Here is a 23,353-nt window from a genome sequence, read left to right as displayed (position 1 = left end):
GTGCAGACCCACGCTATCGCCTATTTCGCGCCGGGCAACCCGCCGCGAATTTTCGAGCCTCGCCAGTCGGACCCAGGCCTTACATGGCAAAGCCGCCACACCGCCCCCAGCATGGGCGCGGCGATCTGGACAACCATAAAACTGTCACTAATCTCGACCAAGCAACTGTATTGCCGATAATTTAGGCGCACTTAGGGGGGAAAGTTGATGCGGGGTATCTTGCCGATTTTTGGCATGGGGCTGCTTGCCGCCTGTTCGGGGGGAGGAAGCAGCAACGGTGGAAACATATCGGGCCCGCCAGCGATTCCGACATTGACCGTCACGCTGAGTGAAGCGAGCCAGACGCGTTCGGCGTCCGAGTCCGATTCCCGCGCGTCCTTCACCTTCAACGCTAGCTATAGCGGCACCAGCGACAAGCCGGTGCTCCCCAAGCTCAGCTTCGACACGACGATTCTGGCGATGGACGGCGACATTGTGCAGTCTGGCAACAGTTTTCAGGTCAAGCTGAAGAGCCTGGACAAGCTGGACGCCGCGAGCCGCTCTGGCGATGTTACCTTTCGACTTTGCCGCGACGATGGCTGCAGTGAAGTATATCCGGGGTCAACTCAAACCTTCCGCTACACGCTCGATGTCAAGCTCCTCGACTGGGTTACCCATCAGCGCACTGCCAGTCACACAGCCTATGTTCATGCTACCTTCGATCCTGCGAAATTCGGGAAAGCCTGGGACAAGACGATAACCGGCGCGACAGTGATCAAGCCTGTGGCCACCAAGGGGACGCAGTTGTTCCTCACACGCGCAGGAGCGAGCGGATGGGGTGTGACGACGCTCGACACGGCGACCGGCGCCGAACGCTGGTCTTATGATATTGGACCGATTTACAGCGCGAGTGGACCGAGCGTCACTGGCGACCAGATCCAGATCGTCTCGATGATCCATTCATCCGGCGAGAATCGGATCATCACGATCGATGCCAATAATGGTCGCTTCGTGCGCAATATGCTGTTCCCGGCGCAATGGTCGAACTTCGCGCAACCGACTGCGATGGACCGCGAATTGTTCCTTGCGTCCGGCTATTATGGAAATGTCGTCTATAGCTACGATCTGGACGACGGCACCAAGCGCTGGGAAGCGAGTGGCAGCGCGGGCAAGGTGTGGGACGGCGCTACCGTTGGTGCCGACTCCGAATATGTTTATTATTATTCGGGTGCGCTTGACGTCTTCCGTCGCTCGGACGGCGTAAGGGTCAAATCGATCGAGGACCCCTATTGGGTCTGGAACGGGTATAGCTATTCCGGTGGACCCATCCTTGGCTCACGAAAGAACGCGATAGCCTATTCCGGATCGGGGATGGGAACTTATGATCTGTCCTTCCCGCTGGTCAGCTTTGACATTGCCGAATCAAAGATCGCCTGGCGGACGGCCGGCACATATAGCACGGCGCCGGCACTGGGGAGCGGCGTCCTCTATGCCGCCAGCAATTCGCGCGGCCAATTCGATGCAATCGACGAAGCGGACGGCACGGTGCGCTGGTCGTGGCCGCTCTCGACCGCCGAGCGGTTTGTCGGCAATGTCATTGTCACCGACACGCTGGTGTTCTTCTCGACCGATACCAAGGTATACGCGGTCTCGCTCGCCGCACCCTACGCCACGGTCTGGAGCGCCCCCACACCCGGCAACCTCGCAATCAGCCAGGACGCAAAGTTGATCGTAACCCCTATTGCGGTGTCAGGAAGCGCACCGGTCATCACCGCCTACGCGCTGCGCTGAGCACATCGAAAAAGGGGGCTCCGGATTTCTTCCGGAGCCCCCTTTCGTTTAACGATCGTCAGAGCGATCAGTCGTCATTGCCGCCGGTCAGGAAGGCGGGGAGGCCGATCGTCTCGCCGCCCTCGTCCTTCGCTTCCGAACGCTCGCCGCGCGGGCGATCGTTGCGGTCTCCCCGGTCGCGGCGCGGGCCGCGATCGCGGTCGCCGCCACGGCCACCCTCGCGACGGCGGTCGCCGCCACGGCCGCCTTCGCGGTCGCCACGCTCGCCGCGCTCGCGCGGTTCACGCGCCGGACGGGTGTCCTCCAGCTCTTCGCCGGTCTCCTGATCGACGACGCGCATCGACAGGCGAACCTTGCCGCGCTGGTCGATCTCGAGGACCTTGACCTTGACTTCCTGGCCTTCGCTCAGGACGTCGCTGACCTTCTCGACCCGCTCGTTCTTGATCTCGGAGACGTGGACGAGACCGTCCTTGCCGCCCATGAAGTTCACGAACGCACCGAAGTCGACCAGGTTGACGACCTTGCCGTTGTAGATCTTGCCGACTTCCGCCTCTTCGACGATGCCCTTGATCCAGTTCATCGCGGCTTCGATCTGGCTGACGTCGGACGACGACACCTTGATGATGCCTTCGTCGTCGATATCGACCTTGGCGCCGGTGGTGGCGACGATCTCGCGGATCACCTTGCCGCCGGTGCCGATGACGTCGCGGATCTTCGACTTGTCGATCTGCATCGTCTCGATGCGCGGGGCATGGGCCGACAGTTCGGTGCGGGTTTCGCCCAGTGCCTTGGACATTTCGCCCAGGATGTGCGCGCGGCCTTCCTTGGCCTGTTCCAACGCGACGCGCATGATCTCGTCGGTGATGCCGGCGACCTTGATGTCCATCTGCATCGTGGTGATGCCTTCGGACGTGCCCGCAACCTTGAAGTCCATGTCGCCGAGATGATCCTCGTCACCCAGGATGTCGGACAGGATCGCGAAATCCTTGCCTTCCAGGATCAGGCCCATGGCGATGCCCGACACCGGACGCTTGAGGGGAACGCCCGCGTCCATCATCGACAGCGAACCGCCGCACACGGTGGCCATCGACGACGAGCCGTTCGACTCGGTGATGTCCGACAGGACGCGGATCGTATAGGGGAACTCGTCCTTGCTCGGCAGCACCGGGTGCAGCGCGCGCCAGGCCAGCTTGCCATGGCCGACTTCGCGACGGCCCGGCGCGCCGAAGCGGCCGACTTCACCGACCGAATAGGGCGGGAAGTTATAGTGGAGCATGAAGTTCGAATAGGACAGGCCGTCCAGCCCGTCGATCATCTGCTCGGCGTCCTTGGTACCCAGCGTGGTGGTGCAGATCGCCTGCGTCTCGCCACGCGTGAACAGTGCCGAACCATGCGCGCGCGGCAGGAAGTGGACCATCGCCTCGATCGGACGGATCTGGGTGGTCGAGCGGCCGTCGATGCGGGTGCCGTCCTTCAGGATGGCGCCGCGGACGATCTCCGCTTCCAGCTTCTTGACCAGCTTCATCGCGGCCATCTGATCCTGCGGCGTGGCGTCGGCGAACGCTTCCTTCGCCTTGGCCCGCGCATCGTTGAGCAGGCCCGAACGCTTGGACTTGTCGGTCACCTTGTAGGCGGCGGCGATATCCTTGCCGATCAGCTTCTTGAGCTTGTCCTTGGCGGCCGACAGGTCGGCCTGCTCGGCCATTTCCCACGGATCCTTCGCAGCCTGCTCGGCCAGGTCGATGATCGCGCCCGCGGCCTGCTTGCACGCCTTGTGCGCGAACTGGACCGCGCCCAGCATGACCTCTTCCGACAGCTCCTTGGCTTCGGATTCGACCATCATCACCGCATTGCCGGTGGCGGCGACGACCAGGTCCAGATCACCCTCGGCGACCTGCTCGTTGGTCGGGTTGAGAACGTACTCGCCATCGACATAGCCGACGCGCGCGGCGCCGATCGGGCCCATGAACGGCACGCCCGAAATGGTGAGGGCTGCGGACGCCGCGACCATCGCGAGGATGTCCGGCTCATTCTCGCCGTCATAGGACAGCACCTGGCAGATCACGTTGATCTCGTTGTAGAACCCTTCCGGGAACAACGGGCGGATCGGACGGTCGATCAGGCGGCTGGTCAGCGTTTCCTTTTCGGTCGCGCCGCGCTCACGCTTGAAGAAGCCGCCCGGGATGCGCCCGGCGGCCGAGAATTTTTCCTGATAGTGCACGGTGAGCGGGAAGAAATCCTGCCCTTCCTTCACCGACTTGGCGGCGGTGACGGCGCACAGCACCACGGTTTCGCCGAGCGTCGCCATCACGGCGCCATCGGCCTGACGGGCAACCTGCCCGGTTTCGAGTGTCAGGGTTTGTCCGCCCCACTCGATCGATACGGTCTTCTTGTCGAACATCTGATTTCCTTTGGACCGGACGCCCAATGCGCCCGGGGCCTGTGTGCAGGCTGTCCGGCCTGCGCGGTGCGGGGTGACGTCACCCCTGGTGCGGGTCGGTGGCCGAATTGCCGGTGACCCAGGGTCCGGGCCCATGCCCGGAATGGCAAAAAGGCGACCCGAAGGCCGCCTTTCCGGTTACTTGCGAAGCCCGAGCTTCGCGATGAGTGCGGTGTAGCGGTCCCCGTCCTTCTTGCGGAGGTAGTCGAGGAGGCTGCGACGCTTGTTGACCATCATCAGCAGGCCGCGACGCGAATGGTTGTCCTTCGCATGGCCCTTGAAGTGCTCGGTCAGGTTGACGATGCGCTCGGTCAGGATCGCGATCTGTACCTCGGGGCTTCCGGTATCGCCTTCGGCGCGTCCGTGTTCCTTGGTCAGTTCAGCCTTGCGCTCGGTCGTGATCGTCATGTCTTTTCCTTCGACATCATTCTACAGGTTGAAGCCGCGCACGACCCGGACGGTTCCGTCCGAAACCGCAACCAGCGCGACCGGCGTGTCGCCGTCCAGCGCGAAGTGTTGGCCATCGTCAGCGGCTATCCCGGTCAGCACTTTCCCCTGGCGGAGAGCCCCTGCCTGACCGGGTTCGAGGAGTAGAGCCGGGATGTCGTCCAGCCCCGCCCTCAGCGGCAGGAGGCATTGTTCAAGGGTGCGGCCCATAGCGGCCTCAGCCAATTTGTCCAGTGATATCGCGGAATCGAGCGTGAACGGGCCCGCTTTCACGCGGCGGAGCATGGTGACATGGCCGACACTGCCGAGCGCCAGCGCGATATCGCGCGCAAGGCTGCGGATATAGGTGCCCTTCGAGACACAAGCGGTCAGCGTCACCGAGTCGCCATCGGTGTCGGCGATCGTCAGCGTATGGATTGTCACCGCGCGAGTCGCCAGTGTGACCGCTTCGCCCTTGCGCGCCAGATCATAGGCACGCGCGCCATCGACCTTGAGCGCCGAATAGGCGGGCGGAACCTGGTCGATCGGGCCGGTAAAGCGCGGCAGCACCGCTTCGACCTGCGCGCGCGTCGGTCGCACATCCGATTCGGCGACGGGCGCGCCCTCCAGATCGAGCGTATCGGTCTCGATCCCGAAGCGGATCGTGAAATCATAGACCTTGTCGCTGTCGAGCATCCTGCCCGCCAGCTTGGTCGCCTCGCCCACCGCGATCGGCAGCACCCCGGTCGCCAGCGGGTCGAGCGTGCCGCCATGCCCCACCTTGGGCAGGTCGCGCAGCTTCGGCCCATAGCCGCTGTCACGCAGCGCGCGCTTGACCGCGCTCACCCCCTGGGTCGAGCCCAGGCCGAGCGGCTTGTCGAGGATGATCCAGCCGTGCATCAGCCGGCGATCATCGCGGCGATTGCGAAAAACCAGCCGCTCACCGCCTGCGCCGGGGGCAGCACGACACGCTCGACGATATCGGCATCCGGCCAGACCGTCGGCACCACCAGCAGCAGGATGAACAGCAGCGGGAAACCGAATTTGGCGAGCGACGCCCAGCGCGCGGCAAGCGTTGGCGGCAACAGCCCCTCGACCACATGTCCGCCATCGAACGGCGGAACGGGAAGCAGATTGAACAGCGCGAGGAAGACGTTCACCGCGACGAAGTTGAACAGATTCTCCGCCGCGAACGCCCCGGTAGGGCCAAGCTCCGCCTCGCCCGTGATCGCGAACAACAGGCCGATCAGCACCGCCCCGACCAGCGCGAGCAGCAGGTTCATGCCCGGCCCGGCCAGCGCCACCAAGACCATCCCGCCGCGCGGATTGCGCAGCCGCGCATGATTGACCGGCACCGGCTTTGCCCAGCCGAACACGGGCATCTTGGTCAGCGCCAGGATCAACGGCAGCACGACCGTGCCGATCGGATCGACATGGCGCAGCGGGTTGAGCGACAGCCGCTTGCGCTCGGCTGCAGTCGGATCGCCCAGCCCGCGCGCGACCAGGCCATGTGCGACTTCGTGGAAGACGATCGCGATCACCAGCGGGATGATCCAGACGGCGGCACGATAGACGATGGAATCGGGATTCATGGGGGCGATCTAGGCGCTGCCGACGCGCTCCGCCAGCGATGCGTCGGTTTGCGGCAGGCTACGCGGCTAGACCGTCAGGTTGACCAGTCCCAGCACGAAGCGCGTGATCGCATTGATCAGCGGCGCGGCGACCCATTCGCCGAGTCGCGCGTGCGGATCGAGCAGGGGGATCGCGACCACCGTCGCGATGACCGCGAGCACCATCACCCGTCCCGCGCTGCGCAGGCGCGTCCGCAACGGCACGGGCAGCAATGCGCTCAACGCCCGCCCCATGTCGAACGGTGGGACCGGAAGCAGGTGAAAGCTGGTCATGCAGGCGTTGGCGAGAATGAAGTTGAGCAGATTGCTCGTGATCAGCCAGGCCACTCCCCGTTGCGGCATCGCACCGCCCGACGCGGCGACCGTCGCGCCCAGTGCCACCCCTCCCGCCAGCGCGGCGGCAAAGCTGGCGACCGGCCCGGACAGCGCACTCACGATGCGTCGACGGCGTGCAAGCGACCCTTCCCCAGACGCAAAGGGGCGATAACGCATCCACCCGAAGACCGGGGCGCCGGACAGGGCGAGCGCGAGCGGGACCGCAAGCGTCCCCACAGGATCGAGCGCAGTCAGCCCATGCCGTTGGCGACCGGAAGCATCCGGCTCGACCTCCGGTTCCTGCGGCAGCCATCCTGCCACCATGCGCTGCGCCGAATCGTGCAGCAGCACCGCGGCGATCGCGGGCACGGTCCATACGGCAATCGATTCAACGATCGGCTGCATCCACTCCCCCGGCGACATCGTGGCGCAGCGTTGCGCGCGACTCCACCCGATTCGGGCGGCGCGCCGGTCGCGTTTCGGGACGGATCAGTCGGCAGCCGCCAGCGCCTCGGTGAAGTGGCGCCGGCACAGTGCGATATAGCGATCATTGCCGCCGATCTCGGTTTGTGCGCCCTCGGCCACCGCGCGCCCTTCGCCATCGACGCGCAGGTTCATCGTCGCCTTGCGGCCGCAGCGGCACACCGACTTGATCTCGACCAGCGAATCGGCAAGCGCCAGCAGCCGTGCCGATCCGGGAAACAGACTCCCGCGAAAATCGGTGCGCAAGCCATAGGCCAGCACCGGAATACCCAACACATCGGCGACCGCCGCAAGCTGATCCACCTGCGCTGCAGTCAGGAATTGCGCCTCGTCCACCAGCACGCAATGGACCGGGCCATGATCGGTCTCGCGCTCGACATGCAGGCGCAGGTCCATCTCCGCCCCGAACGCCACCGCGCCGGTATCGAGCCCGATCCGCGATGCGATGCGCCCCGTCCCCGCGCGATCGTCGAGCGCTGCGGTGAACAACAGGGTCCGCATCCCCCGCTCGCGATAGTTGAAATCGGCCTGCAACAGCGTGGTCGATTTGCCTGCATTCATGCTGGCATAATAGAAATAGAGCTTGGCCATTCAGTTCAATGTCTCGATGCGCAGGGGCGGGTTGGCGCCCGCCTGCGCGGCAAGCGCGTGGTCGAATGTTGCGAAATGATCGGCGACCCCATCGCCGGAAATCAGGTGTATCATATCGCTCCAATCCGCCCCGGCCCGATAGCGTTCGATCGCCCATGACAAGCCCGCCGAATCCGGTGCGTGCACGGTATCGATCGTCAAGATCGTGCCAAGCATGTCGGCGACCATTGTACGGTCCAGCCCCAGCCGCTTGCTCAGCACCCAGCCCAGTTCGAGCCAGACGCTGAACGAAATCCAGACCGGGTCGCGCAGAACCTCGACGGCGCGCTGCGCCTGTTGCGGGTGATCGCCAAGAATGAAGCGGGCAAGGACGCTCGTATCGACCGACTTCATGCGCCGGGATCATCCAGCTCGGGACTCCAGCTCAGCTGCTCGATCGGTACTGGCTGCCCTTCGTGCCGGTACATCCCTCGCAACCGGCTGACCGCATCGTTGACGTTCAGGGTGCCCGCACCCCGGCGCGGCCGCAACGTGACGGAATCGGCGCTTTCGATGACCTCGAGTTCGACGCCCGGCTGCCAGCCCAGCCGATCGCGCGACGCTTTCGGCACGACGACCTGACCTTTGTCCGACAGCTTGGTGAACGCGTTCATCACGGTAAGATGCGTCTTACCGCGCCATCTGTCAATCGGCCGAGTCCGCCTCGCCCAAATCCTGCGCCACCTTGGGATCGCGCAGCAGCTGCTCGATATGGCTGCCTTCGTCGAAGCTCTCGTCGGCGAGGAATTTGAGCTTGGCGGCATATTTCAGCTTCACCCGGCTCGCGACCTCGCGCTGGAGATAGGCGGTGTTGGTGCGCAGTGCCTTGATCACCGCGTCCTCGTCCTTGCCGAGCAGCGGCTTCACGAACACCGTCGCGTGACGCAGGTCGGGCGACATGCGCACTTCGGTCACGCTCACCACATGGCTGGCGAGCACATCGTCATGCACCTCCCCGCGCGCGAGGATGTCGGACAGGATATGGCGCACCTGCTCGCCCACGCGCAGCAGCCGGACGGAACGGGTTTCGGGGGTGTCGTTGTGGCGCATTAAATGGCGCTCCCTTCGGTCGCTTGTGGCGGCACCGGCTCGCTCCCCCACCCGGCCACCCAACGGAAGTGTATTCTATGGGTGGCCGGGTGGGGGAGCGGGCCGGTGCCGCCTTCGTCGCGCAAGCGACGACCTAAATCAAAGCGTCCGTTCGCGCATCTCGACCTCGAAGGTTTCGAGATAGTCGCCCGGCTTGATGTCGGTGAAGTTCTGCGTGAACGTCACGCCGCACTCCAGACCGGCACGCACTTCGGGGACATCGTCCTTGAAGCGGCGCAGCGATGCGATCTCGCCCTGGTAGATGATGACGTCGTCGCGCGTGATACGGGCCTTGAGCGCCTTGCGGATCGCGCCGTCAGTGACCAGCAGACCGGCGGCCTTGCCATGCTTGCCGGCGCTGAACACGTCCTTGATCTCGGCGCGGCCGACCACCGTTTCGAACGCCTCGGGACCGAGTTGCCCGGCCATGCCGGCGCGGATCTCGTCGGTGAGTTCGTAGATCACGTCATAATATTTGAACGCGACCTTGTGGCGATCGGCGATCTCGCGTGCCTTGGCGTTCGGCCGGACGTTGAAGCCGATGATCGGCGCGCCCGAGGCCGCAGCCGCGTTGACGTCGCTCTCGGTGATGCCGCCCACGCCCGCGTGCAGCACGCGCGCCTTGATGTCGTCGGTGCTGATCTTGTTGATCGCAGCCACGATCGCCTCGACCGTGCCCTGCGTATCCGCCTTGACGACCAGCGGATATTCCATCGCCTGCTTTTCCTTGAGCGCACTGAACATGCTCTCAAGGCTCGCCGGGCTGGACGTAGTCCGCTTCTGCTGGATCACGCCGGCGCGATATTCCGCGACTTCGCGGGCGCGTGCCTCGTTCTCCACGACCTGCAACAGGTCGCCCGCCATCGGCACGCCCGACAGGCCCAGCACCTCGACCGGGGTCGAAGGACCGGCTTCCTTGATCTGGCGCCCCTTGTCGTCGACCAGTGCGCGCACCTTGCCGCTCTCTGCACCGACGACGAACACGTCGCCGACGCGCAGCGTGCCGCGCGTGACCAGCACCGTTGCGACCGGGCCGCGGCCCTTGTCGAGCTTCGCCTCGACCACATTGCCCTCGGCAGCGCGATCGGGATTGGCCTTGAGCTCGCTCAGTTCGGCCTGGAGCTGGATCTTTTCGATCAGGTCGTCGAGCCCGGTCTTCTTGAGCGCGGACACCTCGACATCCTGCGTCTCGCCGCCCATCGCCTCGACCTGCACGTCATGCTCGAGCAGGCGCTCGCGCACCTTCTGGGCATTCGCCTCGGGCTTGTCGATCTTGTTGATCGCGACGATCATCGGCACGCCCGCCGCCTTGGTGTGGTTGATCGCCTCGATCGTCTGCGGCATCAGGCCGTCATCGGCAGCGACCACCAGCACGACGATGTCGGTGACGTTCGCACCACGCGCGCGCATCTCCGAAAACGCCTCGTGGCCCGGCGTGTCGAGGAAGGTGATCTTCGACTTGTCCTTCAGCGTCACCTGATAGGCGCCGATATGCTGGGTGATGCCCCCCGCTTCGCCGCGCACCACGTCGGTACCGCGCAGCGCGTCAAGCAGCGAGGTCTTGCCGTGATCGACATGACCCATGATCGTAACCACCGGCGGGCGCGGCTTCATCGCGTCCTCGGCATCCGCATCGGTATCCAGCACCAGATCGATGTCGCTGTCGCTGACGCGGACGATGTTGTGCCCGAATTCGGTCACCAGCAGTTCGGCCGTGTCCTGGTCGATCGACTGGGTCAGGGTGACGGGCATCCCCATCTTGAACAGCGCCTTCACCAGGTCGGCGCCCTTTTCCGCCATGCGGTTGGCGAGTTCGGACACGGTGATGGTTTCCGGCACCTTGACGTCGCGGATCTGCTTGACCTGCGGCTCGCGCGGCCCGGAATGCCGACGATGTTCCTTTTCACGCGCACGCTTCAGAGCTGCAAGGCTGCGCGCACGTGCGCCGTCCTCGCCGCCCAGCGCGCGGTTGACCGTCAGCTTGCCGCCGCGACGTTCGTCGCCCTTGCGGTCGCGCTGTTGCGGCTTGGCCGGTTCGGCCCGCTTTGACGCGCCGCCGCCGGGCGCACCCGCATTGCCACCGCCGGCAGGGCGCGGTGCAGCAAGATTGGGCTCGGGACGCGCGGCCGGGGTTGGCGCCGGGGTCGGGGCCGGACGCGGAATTTCAGGCCGCTGCACCGGAGTGAAGCGACGCGGGGCGGGACGAGTCGGGTCAAGCTGCAACCCAACCGGCTCCGGCGCGGGCGCGGGTGCGGGGGTCGGGGTCGGCTCGACCGCTTTGGCGGTTGGCGCGGGTTCGGGCGCAGCCTCGACCTTGGGCGCTTCGGCAGCCTTTGCGGCTTCGGCTTCGGCGCGGGCGCGCTCCTCGGCGCGGCGCTTTTCTTCCTCGGCGGCCTCGGCGCGCTCACGCTCCTCGCGGCGACGCGCTTCCTCCAGCGCCTGCATCCGCTGTTCCTCGGCTTCGCGCAGCAGACGGGTCTGGCGCTCCTGCGGGGTCTCGCCCGCCGGGGCGGAAGGGCGCGGTGCCGGCGCGGGCGGCGGGGGTGGGGCAGCGACGGGCGCGGGCGGCGGCGGCGGGGCAGCCTCTTCCTGTGGGGCGCCCGACTGGGGCCCCAGCACACGACGGCGCTTCACTTCGACCACGACGGTATTCGAGCGTCCGTGGCTGAAGCTCTGCTTCACCTTGCCGGTCTCGACTGTGCGCTTCAGCCCCAGCGGCTGGCGCATTCCGAGTTTCGGCTTTTCGTTTTCGGTATCGCTCAAGTCTCTAATCCTGTCGTTCTTCGTCGTTCGTCGGATCGCCGCAAGGCCCGATGCGCCTTGCGAGCGGGTTTCGCAAGGCTAGGGGGCCGGGTCGGGTCCGATAAAATGCAGCAAACGGGCCAGTGCTTCGCGCACCCGCCCTGCTGCTCTGGCGTCGGTCAGGCCAACATGTACCACATTTTCGCGGCCAAGGGCCAAGGACAATATGGTGCGGGGCAGCGGCAATGTGAACCCCGTGTCGCCAGAGCCCTCACGATCGGTGCCGACGCGCAGCGCCTGGTCGAGCTTGCGCGATCCGTCCGCTCCGGCATCGGCGGCGTGGAGCAACAAGTGCAGCTTGCCGCTGCGCCCGGCCTTTTCGATGCGCTCGCCACCGATCACCACATGGCCCGACTTGGCCTCAAGCCCCAGCCGGTCGAGAAACGCGCGTTCCAGCTGGTCGGCGATGCGCCGGCCCAGATCGTCGGGAATGTTGAGGTCGCCGGTCTTGAACGCGCGCGCCAACGCGCCGCGCAGCGCCTTGCCGTTCGCCTCCAGCTGCGCACGGGTCACGCCGATCCACGCACCGCGGCCGGGCGCCTTGGCGCGCACATCGGGAAGCACATCGCCATCGGGCGAGAGGGCAAGCCGGATCAGCCCGTCGCGAGGCTGGCCCTCGCGCGAGAGGATGCAGGTGCGGATGGGACCACCATCCGCACGTCCGCCGTCCGTCAGTTCAGCCGGGTGCTCATTGCTTGGATTCCGCAACAGCGTCCTCCTCGCCGGCGGAGCCGGATGCGTCGGCGTCGGTCGCAACCGGTTCGTCGTCGAACCAGTGCGCGCGCGCCGCCATGATGATCTCGTTGCCCTGCTCTTCGGTCAGGCCATATTCGCCCAGCACGCCGCCCTTGTCCTGCTCGCGCTGCGGCGCGGCGGGGCCGTCGCCGCGACGGCGCGGCTCGGCGCGCTTCTTCGCGACCAGCTCGTCGGTGGCGAGATCGGCGAGATCGTCGAGCGTCTTGATCCCTGCCTTGCCCAGCGTGACCAGCATCGCTTCGGTCAGATAGGGCATGGTCGCCAGATCGTCCTCGACGCCCAGCGCGCGACGCGCCTCGCGATTGGCTTCCTCGCGGCGCTCGAGCGCTTCGGCAGCGCGGCTCTGCAGCTCGCTCGCCAGGTCGTCGTCGAACCCTTCGATGCTCGCCAGCTCGTCGATCTCGACATAGGCGACTTCCTCGAGCGCGCTGAAGCCTTCGGCCACCAGCAGCTGGGCCAACGTCTCGTCGACGTCGAGCTCGTTCTGGAACATTTCGCTGTTGGCGACGAATTCCTGCTGGCGCTTCTCGCTCGAATCGGTCTCGGTCAGGATGTCGATCGCCTTGCCGGTCAGCTGGCTGGCGAGGCGGACATTCTGGCCGCGGCGGCCGATGGCGAGGCTCAGCATGTCGTCGGGGACGACCACCTCGATGCGGTCATCCTCTTCGTCGATGACGACGCGTGCCACATTGGCCGGCTGGAGCGCGTTGACGACGAAGGTCGCGGTGTCCTCGCTCCAGGGGATGATATCGATCTTCTCGCCCTGCATCTCCTGCACGACCGCCTGGACGCGGCTGCCCTTCATGCCGACGCAGGCGCCGACCGGATCGATGCTCGAATCGTGGCTGATCACGCCGATCTTGGCGCGGCTGCCCGGGTCGCGGGCCGCCGCCTTGATCTCGATGATCCCGTCGTAGATTTCAGGGACTTCCTGCGCGAACAGCTTCTTCATGAAGTCGGGATGCGCGCGGCTGAGGAAGATCTGCGGCCCGCGCGTCTCGCGCACGACCTTGAGGATCAGGCTGCGCACACGGTCGCCGACGCGCACGACTTCGCGCGGGATTTGCGCATCGCGGCGGATCACGCCCTCGGCGCGGCCGAGATCGACCACGACATGGCCGAATTCGACGCGCTTGACGACGCCGGTGATGATCTCGCCCTGGCGGTCCTTGAACTCTTCATATTGGCGCTCGCGCTCGGCATCGCGGACCTTCTGGAAGATGATCTGCTTCGATGCCTGCGCCTGGATGCGCCCGAATTCGATCGGGGGCAGCGGATCGACGATGAAGTCGCCGACCTTTGCGTCCTTCTGGATCTTCTGCGCGCCCTTCAGATCGATCTGCTTGAAATAATCATCGACGGCCTCGACCACCTCGACCACGCGCCACAGGCGCAGGTCGCCGGTCTGCGGGTCGAGCTTCGCGCGAATGTCGTTCTCAACGCCATAGCGGTTCTTGGCGGCACGCTCGATCGCGTCCTCCATCGCCTCGATGACGATCGCCTTGTCGATCATCTTCTCGCTCGCCACCGAATTGGCGATGGCGATCAGCTCGGCCTTGTTGGCGGAAATCGCGGTGGCCATCAGTCCTGTTCCTCTGCTTCGAATTCGTCTGCGCCCTCGGTGGAGAGCGGTTTGGTTGCGGCGATCAGCCGGTCGGTAATCACGAGCTTCGCGTCCTCGATGGTCGCAAGGGCGATGTTGTGGGTCAGCCCGTGCCCGTCGGTGATCGCGATCACGTCGCCCTCCACCCCGGCAAGGTGGCCCTTGAACTGTCTGCGCCCGTCGATCTTCTCGGTGAGCGTGATGCGGGCCTCATGCCCCTTCCAGTCCTCGAAATCCTTGATCCGGGTCAGTGGCCGGTCGATTCCCGGCGAACTGACCTCGAGCCGATAGGCCTCGGGGATCGGGTCCTTGCCCGCTTCCTCGAGTTCGTCCAGCCGGTCCGAGATGCGGCGCGACAGGTCGGCGCAATCGTCGATATTGAGCTGGCGGGTGTCGGGGCGTTCGGCCATCACCTGCAGCGTGCGGACGCCCTCGCCGCCGAACATCTTCACGCGCACCAGATCGAAGCCGAGCGCCCGCGCCTCCGGCTCGATGATCGTGGTGAGGGCAGCGATATCCGCCAACGAACAAACTCCAAATGCACCGGAAACACCCCGTCGCCGCCGGACCCGGTGGGGCCGACCTCGCCAAGGTTTCCAATGTCGAGAACAACGCCTCTATACGCCCAAGCCGGGCGGTGGGCAAGGATTTCGAGTCACGCCCGCCTTTTCACGAGGCGCCGGGTGATGCAACATCGTCACAGCCGGCGCGTTGCGCCCTCGTCATTACCGGAGAAGCCCATGCGCCCGCTGTCGATCGCCGCCCTTTCGCTCACCCTTATCGCCTGTACCGGCGCCAGCCCGGGCAACGGGTCCGAGCAGGCTGCCGAGGCTTCGGGCCTGCCATTCAAGGTCACCCCGGTCGCCGATTTCGATGCGCCTTGGGCGATGACCTTTCTGCCCGACGGCCGGATGCTGGTGACCGAAAAGTCCGGCCAGCTCGTCCTGCTGAGCGCCGACGGCAAGATCAAGACCATGGTGTCGGGCGTACCGACGGTCGACAGCGCCGGGCAGGGCGGCTTCATGGACGTCGTCCTCGCGCCCGATTTCGCCACCAGCAAGCGGGTCTATTTCAGCTTCTCCGAATCGGGGGCAGGCGGCAAGGGCGTGGTCCTCGCCCGCGCGACCCTGTCCGATGGCGACGCCCCGGCGCTGACCGGGATGGAGCGGTTGTTCCAGGCGACGCCCTATGTCACGGGCAACGGCCATTATTCCGGCCGCATCGCCTTCGCGCCCGACGGCAAGCATCTCTTCTTCACCAATGGCGAGCGCCAGAAGTTCGATCCGGCGCAGGATCCCAAGGCGACGCTGGGCAAGATGCTGCGCCTGACCCTCGACGGCAAGCCGGCGGGCGATCCGGGGCTGACGGCAAAGGGCTTCCATCCCGCCGTCTGGTCCTATGGCCACCGCAACCTGCTCGGCATCGCCTTCGACAAGGCGGGCAATCTGTGGGAGCAGGAAATGGGGCCCAAGGGCGGTGACGAGGTGAACCTCGTCCTCCCCGGCCGCAATTACGGCTATCCGATCGTGTCCGACGGCGATCATTATGACGGTCGCGACATCCCCGATCACAGCACGCGACCCGAGTTCGAGGCGCCCAAGGTCTCGTGGAACCCGGCAATCTCGCCGGGCGGGCTGATCGTCTATTCGGGCAAGATGTTCCCGCAATGGGCGGGCGACCTGTTCATCGGCGGGCTTTCCAGTCAGGCATTGGTCCGCGTCGATGTGAACGGCACCAGCGCAGCCAAGGGCGATCAATGGCCGATGGGCGCCCGTATCCGCGAAGTGGAAGAAGGCCCGGACGGCGCGATCTGGGTGCTGGAAGACGGCGGCCGCGGATCGGAAGGGCGGCTGCTCAAACTGACGCGGGGATAATCCTACCCGATCAGGAAATTCATCCGGGCCGCCGCCACCGGGCGGTCCGGATCGTCCTGCCAGGCAAACGCCTCCACATTGGCGACGCGGTTGCCCAGCCGGCTGACCTTGCCCTGCGCGCGCGTCGTTTTTTCGCGCCCGCCGCGCATGAAATCGACCGTGACGTTGACCGGCTTGATCCGTGCATCCCCCCGCGCTTCCTGTTCAAGCGCGTGTTTGAGTGCGGTGATCGCAGCCATCTCGAGCAGACCCGACAGCGCACCGCCATGGACGAACCCCGGACGCCCGAGCACATCGCCGCCAAAGGGCATCGCAAGCACCGGAGCGTCACCGCCTTCCGGTGCCTCCGGTTCCAAGACGAGACCCAGGATCTGCGCATAAGGCGGGAGCGCCACGCTCATGCCGCGGCATCCATGAACATGAAGGTTCCCGCGACATGCGCGACCGGATCGTCCGCGTCGCCATCATGCGCGGTGCCGCGCACAAAGCCGACCGAGCGGGTGATGCGATAGCATTCGCCGCGCCCGATCACCTCGCGCCCCGCCGCCGCCGGGCGCAGATAATCGACCCTGAGATCAAGCGTCGCGTGCGGCAGGAACCCGCCGCGCTTCATCCACACCGCGACACTGGTCGCCATGTCGAGCAGGGTGATGATCGGGCCGGATGCCAGCACGCCGCGCTCGACATCGCCGATGAGCTTCGGATCGAACGGCAGGTTCAGTTCGCACCAGTCGGGTCCATGGGCGCGATAGCCGATCCCCAGCGCGCCGCCATGTCCGCCCATTCGCCGGGCGAAGAATGTTTCGGGATCGAAGGGCATCGGGGGCGCTGGCATCGTCGTCGCGGTAGCCGCACGCCGCCGGCGCCGCAACCCGGGTACAGTGCGATCGACAGGGCGCGATCGTTAGAGTTTGTTTGGAAGTGCGCCGCGGCGCATTTCGCTGCGCCGGCCCACTCCCCCACCCGGCCACCCATAGAATACTGCCGTTGGGTGGCCGGGTGGGGGAGTGGGCCGGCGCAGCCTCGAAATTCGCGTTTCCGCGAATTTCCAAACGGTCTCTTGGGGCGCGATCGTTAGGGCGAATTAACTCCGCGCCCATTCCGAGCTGTCCTAGCCTCTCTCCGGACCAAAAGGGGACCTGCCATGCTGACGCTCGCCCATGCCGACATCGCCACCCTTGGGACGCAAGTCGCCACCCATGGCGCGTTACGCTCGAACGAAGTCGCCGGGGACGAGATTTTCGAGATGATGGTGGCGATCGTCGTGCTGGTGTACGACACGCCGTGAACCCCGCGCCGTTCGATCCCGGCGCCTATCCCGCGATCCTTGATGCCCGCGCGCGATCGGCCGCAGTCAATACCGACTGGTCGCGCACGACGCGTGCCGCGATCGACGCGCGGTTCGACGGACTCGAAACACCCGAAGCGATCGTCGATGCCGGACGCGCATTGCTCGCTGATTCGACCTGGGTCGAGCGATTGTTCGCTCCGATGATCGACGCGCTGCGCAAAGACCCCTGGTTCGCGCCGGGCCTGCGGGTCAATCGCGACGCGTTGCGCACCGGCATCATCATCGCCGACTGTGCGCAGGCGACTCTTTCCGCGACGGTGACCAGCGCTGCGGCGCTCGCGCAACTGGAGCCGCCCGGCACAATGGTGATCGCGGGCCGGTGGTCGGTCACCCGCTATGTGCGCGGCGGACAGGCCGAGATACGGCGATGGCGCGCGCCCCCCGCCGGGTTCGATTTCAGCGCCCGCACCGCGGAGCCCGCGCGCACCCTCGCGTCCCGGTCGCTGGAGGATGGCGACATTCTGGTGCAATCCCCCTGCGAAGGGCATCTGATCGTCGCCGCACATAGCGATATCGTCACGCTGACCTTTACGGCAAAGCGGGGCGCCGCGCCGTTGATGCGCGAATATGCGACCCGCGACGGCGCCTTTGTCCGCGCGTCATGTGGTGAGGATCGGACGGCGCGTGCGGAAATGCTGCTCAGCTTCCTGCGCGCAAGCGGCAGAAGCGATGCGGGAACACAGTTCGAGCGCGAAAGCCGCCACCCGGCCTTTCACCAGCGCTGGGCGGCGATGCGCGAATGGCTGATGCTCGATGCGCGCGCCGCGCGCCCAAGGCTGGCGGAAATGGCCGCAGCCGACCCGAATGACGAGGTCCGCGCTGCTGCCGCCGCAACGCTCGCCACGCTCGACCAGAGGCTGACAGCGCCATGCCCCGCCTGATCGATCCAGGCGTTGCACCCGCCATCACGCTCGACGAACTGGTCGATGCGCTCGACTCGAGCACGGTCGATCCGCGGGACGAGGATGCGTTTGCCGCGCTCGGCCCGTTGCTCGCGCAGCTCGGGCGAAACCCGACATTCCTCGCCGACCTTGCGATCGCGGAGCTCAAGGCACGCTGCGCAAACCAGGCCCGGGCGAACAGCTATGGCCCGCAGGTCTTTCTGCTCCGGCCGCCCGCTGGCCGCTTCGTCCTGCGCGCCAATTTCTGGCCCGCGCAGCAGGATGCCGTGGTGCGCGCGAGCGGCGAGGCGCCGTTCTTTTACGGTTTCCCGCACGACCATAATTTCCCCTTCCTCACCTATGGCTATTTGGGGCCCGGCTATTGGAGCGACTATTATGAGCGCGCGCCCGACGATCCGGCACGCGCGCCGCGCTTTGTCGGTCGGGCGCGGCTGGAGCCGGGACAGTTGATGCTCTACCGCATGTGCCGCGACGTCCATGCGCAGCTGCCGCCCGACGCCTTCTCGGTGTCGCTCAACATATTGGGCCAACACCCGGCGAGCCCCTGGATCGATCAATATCGCTTCGATATTGCGCGCGGGACGATCGCGGCCGGACTCACCACCGCCCCCTCCGAGGGACTGGTCGCGCTTGCCGCGCATCTGGGCGGGGGCAATGGGCTGGACCTGATCGACCATCTCGCCTGTCGCCATCCGCATCCGCGGATGCGTGCCACGGCAATGGCGGCGCTCGCCTCAGCGAGACTCGGTTTCAGTCAGGCGGCACCGGCCCGCTCCGCGATCGGTTAGCGATCGATTACGCCACTTCGGAGTCATCTCCGGCAGACAGAGACGCGGGCTATCTCCGACAACCGGGCGGTGGCGCCGGTGATTCTCTCCGAAATCGATATACCGCAGCTTGACTGTGCGGTTCGGGCGCGTGGCTACCTACTGGAGATCGGCCCGCCGACCTTTCCGCCCCATGTCGCCGCGATCCTCCGCCGCTGGCGCAGCGGACTCGCGATCGATCCTGGTCCGGTGCCGCAGATCGCCGTCGCCCATTCCCGGCACGAACTGTCTGCAGCGCTCGACGCAGGCGCCGCCGATGCCGTCGCCGATCCGGTCGATCCCGACGAGCTTGCCGCGCGGGTCGATGCGCGTGTGCGGACCCATGTGCCGCAGACGCTGCGGATCGGCGATCTGACGATCGATCCGATCGGCCGCAGCGCCACGCGGGGCGACACGCCGATCCCGCTGGTGCCACGCGAATATGCGCTGTTGCGCTACCTTGCCGAGCGGCGCGGTCGTTTCGTCACGCGGGACGAACTGCTGAAGGGCGTGTGGCGCTTGCGCTTCGACCCGGGAACCAATGTCGTCGCGGTCCATGTCTCTACGCTGCGCGCCAAGCTCGACCGCCCCTTTGGCACGGCGATGATCCGCAGCCACAAGGGACTCGGCTACTGCCTCGATGCCGGTTAGCGTGAGTATAAATTCGTCGGCGCGGTGCCAGCCCGCTCCCCCACCCGGCCACCCAACGACAGTGTATTCTATGGGTGGCCGGGTGGGGGAGCGGGCTGGCACCGCCTAGACAAAAGGAGAGGACGATCATGAGCGAACAGCGCGTAACCATCGATTTCGCCGACGGCATCGCCGATGTCCGGCTGGCCCGACCCGACAAGATGAATGCGCTGGACCCGGCGATGTTCGCCGGGATCGCCGATGCGATCGACCGGCTTGCCGGGATGGCGGGGGTGCGCGCGGTCGTGCTGTCGGGCGAGGGTCGGGCCTTTTGCGCCGGTCTCGACATGGCGAGCATGGCAGGCGGCGGCACCGGCCTCGATATCCATGCCCGCAGCCATGGCGAGGCGAACCTGTTCCAGCAGGTCGCCTGGGGCTGGCGCACGCTGCCCGTCCCCGTCATCGCCGCAGTGCACGGCATCGCCTTTGGCGGCGGGTTTCAGATCCTTTCGGGCACCGACATCCGCATCATGGCGCCCGGCACGCGCTGTTCGATCATGGAGATGAAATGGGGGATCGTCCCCGACATGGCGGGCTATGCACTATGGCGCACGACGGTACGCGACGATGTACTGCGCGAACTGAGCTATACCGCGCGCGAATTTGCAGCGGAGGAAGCGCTGGCGCTCGGCTTCGTCACCCGGGTCGCCGAGGATCCCCACGCCGAAGCGATGGCTCTGGCGCGCGCGATTGCGGGCCGCAATCCGCACGCGATCCGCGCCGCCAAACGGCTGGCCAATCTCGCCGCCGATGCCAATGCGGGCGCGATTCTGGCGGCCGAGAGCGCCGAACAGGCGAAACTGCTGCGCTCACCCAACCAGATGGAGGCGGTGATGGCGAACATGCAAAAACGCGCGCCGAATTTTACCGACTGAATCTTCCAATCTTCAATAGCGCACGTTAAGCAACGGCCATACCCGATATACGAATGAGAGGATGCCCATGCGCGAAGCCGCGATTGTCTCCACCGCCCGGACGGGCATCGGCAAGGCGTATCGCGGGGCATTCAACGCGACGGAGGCGCCGGTTTTGGCGGGCCATGTGATGAACGCTGCGGTCGAACGGGCCGGGATCGATCCCGCGCGCATCGACGACATCTTCTGGGGCGTCGGCAATCAATGGGGAACGCAGGGCGGAAATGCCGGGCGCATGGCGCTGTTCGCCGCCGGCTTGCCGCAAAGCGTTCCCGCCTTCACGCTCGACCGGAAATGCGGATCGGGCCTGACCGCGCTGGCGCTCGCCGCCCGCTCGATCATCGCGGGCGACATCGATGTCGCACTCTCGGGCGGCATGGAATCGATCAGCCTGACGGTGACCAAGGACGCGCCGCGCTTCGCCAACAAATCGGTTTTGGCAAACGAACCGCACGCGTACATGCCGATGATCGAGACCGCCGAGATCGTCGCCGACCGCTATGGCATCAGCCGCGAAGCGCAGGACGCCTATGCCGCACAGAGCCAGCAGCGCGCCGAAGCGGGACTGGCAAATGGCGCCTTTGCCGAGGAGATCGTGCCGATCACCGTCGAAAAGGCGCTGTTCGACAAGGAAGGCAACCGCACCGGCAGCGAGACCGTCACCGTCACCCAGGATGAAGGGATCCGCCTCGGCACCACCATTGAGGCGCTGCGCGGTCTAAAGACGGTGTGGAAGGACGGCCAGGTCGTCACAGAAGGGCGACACATCACCGCCGGCAATGCCAGTCAGCTGTCCGACGGTGCCGCCGCGCAAGTCGTGATGGACCGCGCCACCGCCGACGCCGAGGGCAAGGAAATCCTCGGCATCTATCGCGGCTTTCAGGCGGCGGGCTGCGCGCCAGAAGAGATGGGAATCGGTCCCATCTTCGCGATCCCCAAATTGCTCGACCGCGCCGGGCTGTCGGTCGCCGATATCGGCCTGTGGGAGCTCAACGAAGCGTTCGCCAGCCAGTGTCTTTATTGCCGCGACCATCTCGGCATCGATCCCGAACGGTACAACGTCAATGGCGGCGCGATCGCGATCGGCCACCCCTTCGGCATGACCGGCGCGCGGCTGGTCGGTCATGCGCTGATCGAAGGACGCAAGCGTGGCGCCCGCTGGGTGGTGGTATCGATGTGCACCGCAGGCGGCATGGGCGCGGCGGGACTGTTCGAGATCGTCTGACCCCTTCGACATCGCGGAGCCGCTTCGCTAGACGCGGCGCATGAAGCTTCGTCTCGGTACCCGCGGTTCGCCGCTCGCGCGCGTTCAGGCCCAGTCCGTCCGTCATGCGCTGCTTGCCGCGCATGGCTGGGGGCCGGATGCCGTCGAGATCGTCGAGATCCGCACCACCGGCGACCGGGTTCAGGACCGCGCGCTGGCCGAAATCGGCGGCAAGGCGCTGTGGACCAAGGAACTCGATCGCGCCCTGCTCGGCGGCGAGATCGATATGGCGGTCCATTCGATGAAGGATGTCGAGACCGTCCGGCCGGAGACAATCGCCGTCGCCGCGATGCTGCCCCGCGCCGATGTGCGCGACCGGTTAATCGGCGCAGACTCGATCGACGCGCTCCCGCATGGCGCGCGGATCGGCACCAGTTCGCCGCGCCGCGCCGCGCAACTGCGCCGCATCCGTCCCGACCTGTCCATCGTCCTGCTGCGCGGCAATGTCGCGACGCGCCGGGCCAAGGTCGCTGCGGGAGAGGCGGATGCGACCCTGCTCGCCGCCGCCGGACTCGACCGGCTGGGCGAACCGGATGTCGGCATCGCCATCCCGGTCGACCTGATGCTGCCCGCGCCCTCGCAAGGCGCCATCGGGGTCGAGGTGCGCGCGGACGATGTCGCCACCCGGATGCACCTCGCCGCGATCGGTCACCCCGCGACCGAGGCGTGCGTCTGGGCCGAACGCGGCGTCCTGGCCGCGCTCGCGGCCGATTGTCATTCGCCGGTCGGCGCGCTCGCGACGCTGGAGCCTGAAGGGATGCGGCTGCGCGCCGAAATCCTGAGCGAGGACGGCGCCGAGCATGTCCGGGCCGATCGCACCGGGCTGACCGGCAGCCCGGAGGAAGCCGCAGAGATCGCGCAGGACCTGCTCGCACGTGCATCGCCCCGGTTACGCGGCCTGTTCGGCCATTGACCCGGCCGATCGCCATCCTGCGCCCGCAGCCGGGCAATGCGGCAACGGCGGAGCGGGTGCGTGCGGCGGGCCTCGATCCGATCGCCGTCCCGCTGTTCGTCGTCGCGCCGCTCGATTGGGCGCCACCCGATCCGCGCGGGTTCGATGCGTTGCTGTTGAGCAGCGCCAACGCCCCGCGCCATGCCGGGCCAGGCCTGGCAGCGCTGGCGACGCTGCCGGTTATCGCGGTCGGCCCGGAAACCGCGCACGCCGCACAGCTCGCCGGATTGACGGTGATCGAGACCGGCACCCGCGATCTTGCCGCGCTGCTCGCCCGCCAGCCCGGCAGCCAGAAACTGCTGTGGCTTGCCGGACGCGACCGCGCCGCCCCCAGCCACCCGGCAATTCGTACGGTAATCCCCGTTTATGCAAGCGAGCCTGCGCCACGCACCCACGAGGAAGCCAGCCGGATCGCCGGCAGCGTGGCGCTGGTCCATTCCGCACGCGCCGGGCGACAGCTCGGCGCAGAACTCGACCGGCACGGGATCCCCCGCGCATCGGTACGGATCGCGGCGATCAGCGCGCGGGCTGCGGACGCCGCAGGGCGGGGATGGGCGCGTATCGCGATTGCTGCCGAGCCGAATGACGCCGCCCTGATCGCCGCCGCGCACCGCCTGGCGATTGACCCCTGACCGCATCAGGAGAATAAGCAGCT

The 23,353-nt window shown here is 66.3% G+C and carries 25 protein-coding genes; 10 read left to right on the top strand and 15 right to left on the bottom strand.

All coding sequences use genetic code 11. The features are described from left to right. Positions 1-207 precede the first annotated feature (207 nt). Positions 208-1,770 carry an outer membrane protein assembly factor BamB family protein gene (locus FPZ54_RS14870; RefSeq protein WP_145848459.1) on the top strand — a complete coding sequence of 521 codons (1,563 nt, stop codon included), beginning with the start codon at positions 208-210 and terminating at the stop codon, positions 1,768-1,770. Between the two features lie 67 nt (positions 1,771-1,837). Here the strand turns inward: FPZ54_RS14870 and pnp are convergent, their stop codons facing one another. From pnp to rimP, 13 genes are all read right to left on the bottom strand, one after another. Then, positions 1,838-4,171 carry a polyribonucleotide nucleotidyltransferase gene (pnp, locus tag FPZ54_RS14865; RefSeq protein WP_145848457.1) on the bottom strand — a complete coding sequence of 778 codons (2,334 nt, stop codon included), beginning with the start codon at positions 4,169-4,171 and terminating at the stop codon, positions 1,838-1,840. Between the two features lie 177 nt (positions 4,172-4,348). Next, a complete protein-coding gene (rpsO, locus tag FPZ54_RS14860) occupies positions 4,349-4,618 on the bottom strand; it encodes a 30S ribosomal protein S15 (RefSeq protein WP_145848455.1) in 270 nt (89 codons plus the stop codon). A 21-nt stretch (positions 4,619-4,639) separates the two neighbouring features. Beyond that, on the bottom strand, positions 4,640-5,536 hold the full coding sequence (gene truB / locus FPZ54_RS14855; protein WP_145848452.1) for a tRNA pseudouridine(55) synthase TruB: 897 nt from the start codon (positions 5,534-5,536) through the stop codon (positions 4,640-4,642). Next, positions 5,536-6,228, bottom strand: coding sequence for a site-2 protease family protein (locus FPZ54_RS14850; protein ID WP_145848450.1), 693 nt, complete (start codon positions 6,226-6,228; stop codon positions 5,536-5,538). Before FPZ54_RS14850 ends, truB begins: the two co-directional genes overlap by 1 nt. A 66-nt stretch (positions 6,229-6,294) precedes the next feature. Further along, positions 6,295-6,987 carry a zinc metalloprotease gene (locus tag FPZ54_RS19935; RefSeq protein ID WP_186456786.1) on the bottom strand — a complete coding sequence of 231 codons (693 nt, stop codon included), beginning with the start codon at positions 6,985-6,987 and terminating at the stop codon, positions 6,295-6,297. 84 nt (positions 6,988-7,071) lie between these two features. After that, positions 7,072-7,656 (bottom strand): thymidine kinase, encoded by a 585-nt coding sequence (locus FPZ54_RS14835; RefSeq protein WP_145848444.1) that lies wholly within the window; start codon positions 7,654-7,656, stop codon positions 7,072-7,074. Further along, positions 7,657-8,049 carry a type II toxin-antitoxin system VapC family toxin gene (locus tag FPZ54_RS14830; RefSeq protein ID WP_145848442.1) on the bottom strand — a complete coding sequence of 131 codons (393 nt, stop codon included), beginning with the start codon at positions 8,047-8,049 and terminating at the stop codon, positions 7,657-7,659. Continuing rightward, positions 8,046-8,309 (bottom strand): AbrB/MazE/SpoVT family DNA-binding domain-containing protein, encoded by a 264-nt coding sequence (locus FPZ54_RS14825; protein ID WP_145848440.1) that lies wholly within the window; start codon positions 8,307-8,309, stop codon positions 8,046-8,048. The genes FPZ54_RS14830 and FPZ54_RS14825 overlap by 4 nt, the downstream gene beginning before the upstream one ends. A 31-nt stretch (positions 8,310-8,340) precedes the next feature. Beyond that, positions 8,341-8,745, bottom strand: a complete 405-nt coding sequence (gene rbfA, locus FPZ54_RS14820) for a 30S ribosome-binding factor RbfA (RefSeq protein ID WP_145848437.1) — start codon at positions 8,743-8,745, stop codon at positions 8,341-8,343. A gap of 138 nt (positions 8,746-8,883) precedes the next feature. Further along, positions 8,884-11,547 carry a translation initiation factor IF-2 gene (infB, locus tag FPZ54_RS14815; protein ID WP_145848435.1) on the bottom strand — a complete coding sequence of 888 codons (2,664 nt, stop codon included), beginning with the start codon at positions 11,545-11,547 and terminating at the stop codon, positions 8,884-8,886. 78 nt (positions 11,548-11,625) lie between these two features. Continuing rightward, the gene (locus tag FPZ54_RS14810; RefSeq protein ID WP_145848433.1) at positions 11,626-12,294 is read right to left on the bottom strand and encodes a DUF448 domain-containing protein; all 669 of its coding nucleotides are present in this window, start codon (positions 12,292-12,294) and stop codon (positions 11,626-11,628) included. Further along, the gene (nusA, locus tag FPZ54_RS14805; RefSeq protein WP_145848431.1) at positions 12,275-13,924 is read right to left on the bottom strand and encodes a transcription termination factor NusA; all 1,650 of its coding nucleotides are present in this window, start codon (positions 13,922-13,924) and stop codon (positions 12,275-12,277) included. Before nusA ends, FPZ54_RS14810 begins: the two co-directional genes overlap by 20 nt. Continuing rightward, on the bottom strand, positions 13,924-14,469 hold the full coding sequence (gene rimP / locus FPZ54_RS14800; protein ID WP_145848429.1) for a ribosome maturation protein RimP: 546 nt from the start codon (positions 14,467-14,469) through the stop codon (positions 13,924-13,926). The genes nusA and rimP overlap by 1 nt, the downstream gene beginning before the upstream one ends. A gap of 216 nt (positions 14,470-14,685) precedes the next feature. Here rimP and FPZ54_RS14795 point away from each other — a divergent pair, with 216 nt between their 5' ends. After that, positions 14,686-15,819 (top strand): PQQ-dependent sugar dehydrogenase, encoded by a 1,134-nt coding sequence (locus FPZ54_RS14795; protein WP_145848427.1) that lies wholly within the window; start codon positions 14,686-14,688, stop codon positions 15,817-15,819. A 2-nt stretch (positions 15,820-15,821) separates the two neighbouring features. Here the strand turns inward: FPZ54_RS14795 and FPZ54_RS14790 are convergent, their stop codons facing one another. Both FPZ54_RS14790 and FPZ54_RS14785 read right to left on the bottom strand, forming a co-directional pair. Next, the gene (locus FPZ54_RS14790; protein WP_145848425.1) at positions 15,822-16,220 is read right to left on the bottom strand and encodes a PaaI family thioesterase; all 399 of its coding nucleotides are present in this window, start codon (positions 16,218-16,220) and stop codon (positions 15,822-15,824) included. Beyond that, positions 16,217-16,654, bottom strand: a complete 438-nt coding sequence (locus FPZ54_RS14785; protein ID WP_145848423.1) for a PaaI family thioesterase — start codon at positions 16,652-16,654, stop codon at positions 16,217-16,219. The genes FPZ54_RS14790 and FPZ54_RS14785 overlap by 4 nt, the downstream gene beginning before the upstream one ends. A 309-nt stretch (positions 16,655-16,963) precedes the next feature. On the opposite strand from FPZ54_RS14785, the gene FPZ54_RS19930 reads away from it, so the two are divergent. The 8 genes from FPZ54_RS19930 to FPZ54_RS14750 all read left to right on the top strand — a co-directional run bounded on the left by FPZ54_RS19930 (position 16,964) and on the right by FPZ54_RS14750 (position 23,330). After that, entirely contained in the window at positions 16,964-17,107 is a 144-nt protein-coding gene (locus FPZ54_RS19930; protein WP_186456785.1) for a hypothetical protein, read from the top strand. After that, positions 17,104-18,051, top strand: a complete 948-nt coding sequence (locus FPZ54_RS14780; protein ID WP_145848421.1) for a hypothetical protein — start codon at positions 17,104-17,106, stop codon at positions 18,049-18,051. Before FPZ54_RS19930 ends, FPZ54_RS14780 begins: the two co-directional genes overlap by 4 nt. Further along, a complete protein-coding gene (locus tag FPZ54_RS14775) occupies positions 18,039-18,860 on the top strand; it encodes a transposase (protein ID WP_145848419.1) in 822 nt (273 codons plus the stop codon). Before FPZ54_RS14780 ends, FPZ54_RS14775 begins: the two co-directional genes overlap by 13 nt. Before the next feature lie 78 nt (positions 18,861-18,938). After that, positions 18,939-19,529, top strand: a complete 591-nt coding sequence (locus FPZ54_RS14770) for a winged helix-turn-helix domain-containing protein (protein ID WP_239019596.1) — start codon at positions 18,939-18,941, stop codon at positions 19,527-19,529. A 128-nt stretch (positions 19,530-19,657) separates the two neighbouring features. Continuing rightward, positions 19,658-20,443: a crotonase/enoyl-CoA hydratase family protein gene (locus tag FPZ54_RS14765; protein ID WP_145848417.1), complete on the top strand. Its 786-nt coding sequence runs from the start codon at positions 19,658-19,660 to the stop codon at positions 20,441-20,443. Between the two features lie 67 nt (positions 20,444-20,510). Beyond that, the gene (locus FPZ54_RS14760) at positions 20,511-21,707 is read left to right on the top strand and encodes a thiolase family protein (RefSeq protein ID WP_145848415.1); all 1,197 of its coding nucleotides are present in this window, start codon (positions 20,511-20,513) and stop codon (positions 21,705-21,707) included. 40 nt (positions 21,708-21,747) lie between these two features. After that, positions 21,748-22,659: a hydroxymethylbilane synthase gene (hemC, locus tag FPZ54_RS14755; protein WP_145848413.1), complete on the top strand. Its 912-nt coding sequence runs from the start codon at positions 21,748-21,750 to the stop codon at positions 22,657-22,659. Beyond that, positions 22,656-23,330, top strand: a complete 675-nt coding sequence (locus FPZ54_RS14750; RefSeq protein ID WP_145848412.1) for a uroporphyrinogen-III synthase — start codon at positions 22,656-22,658, stop codon at positions 23,328-23,330. The genes hemC and FPZ54_RS14750 overlap by 4 nt, the downstream gene beginning before the upstream one ends. Positions 23,331-23,353 lie beyond the last annotated feature (23 nt).

Origin of the sequence: Sphingomonas suaedae, from assembly GCF_007833215.1 — a bacterium.
GTDB classification, from domain to species: domain Bacteria; phylum Pseudomonadota; class Alphaproteobacteria; order Sphingomonadales; family Sphingomonadaceae; genus Sphingomonas; species Sphingomonas suaedae.
Note: the sequence above shows the minus strand (reverse complement) of the source record. Positions and strands in the feature narration are given on the sequence as shown.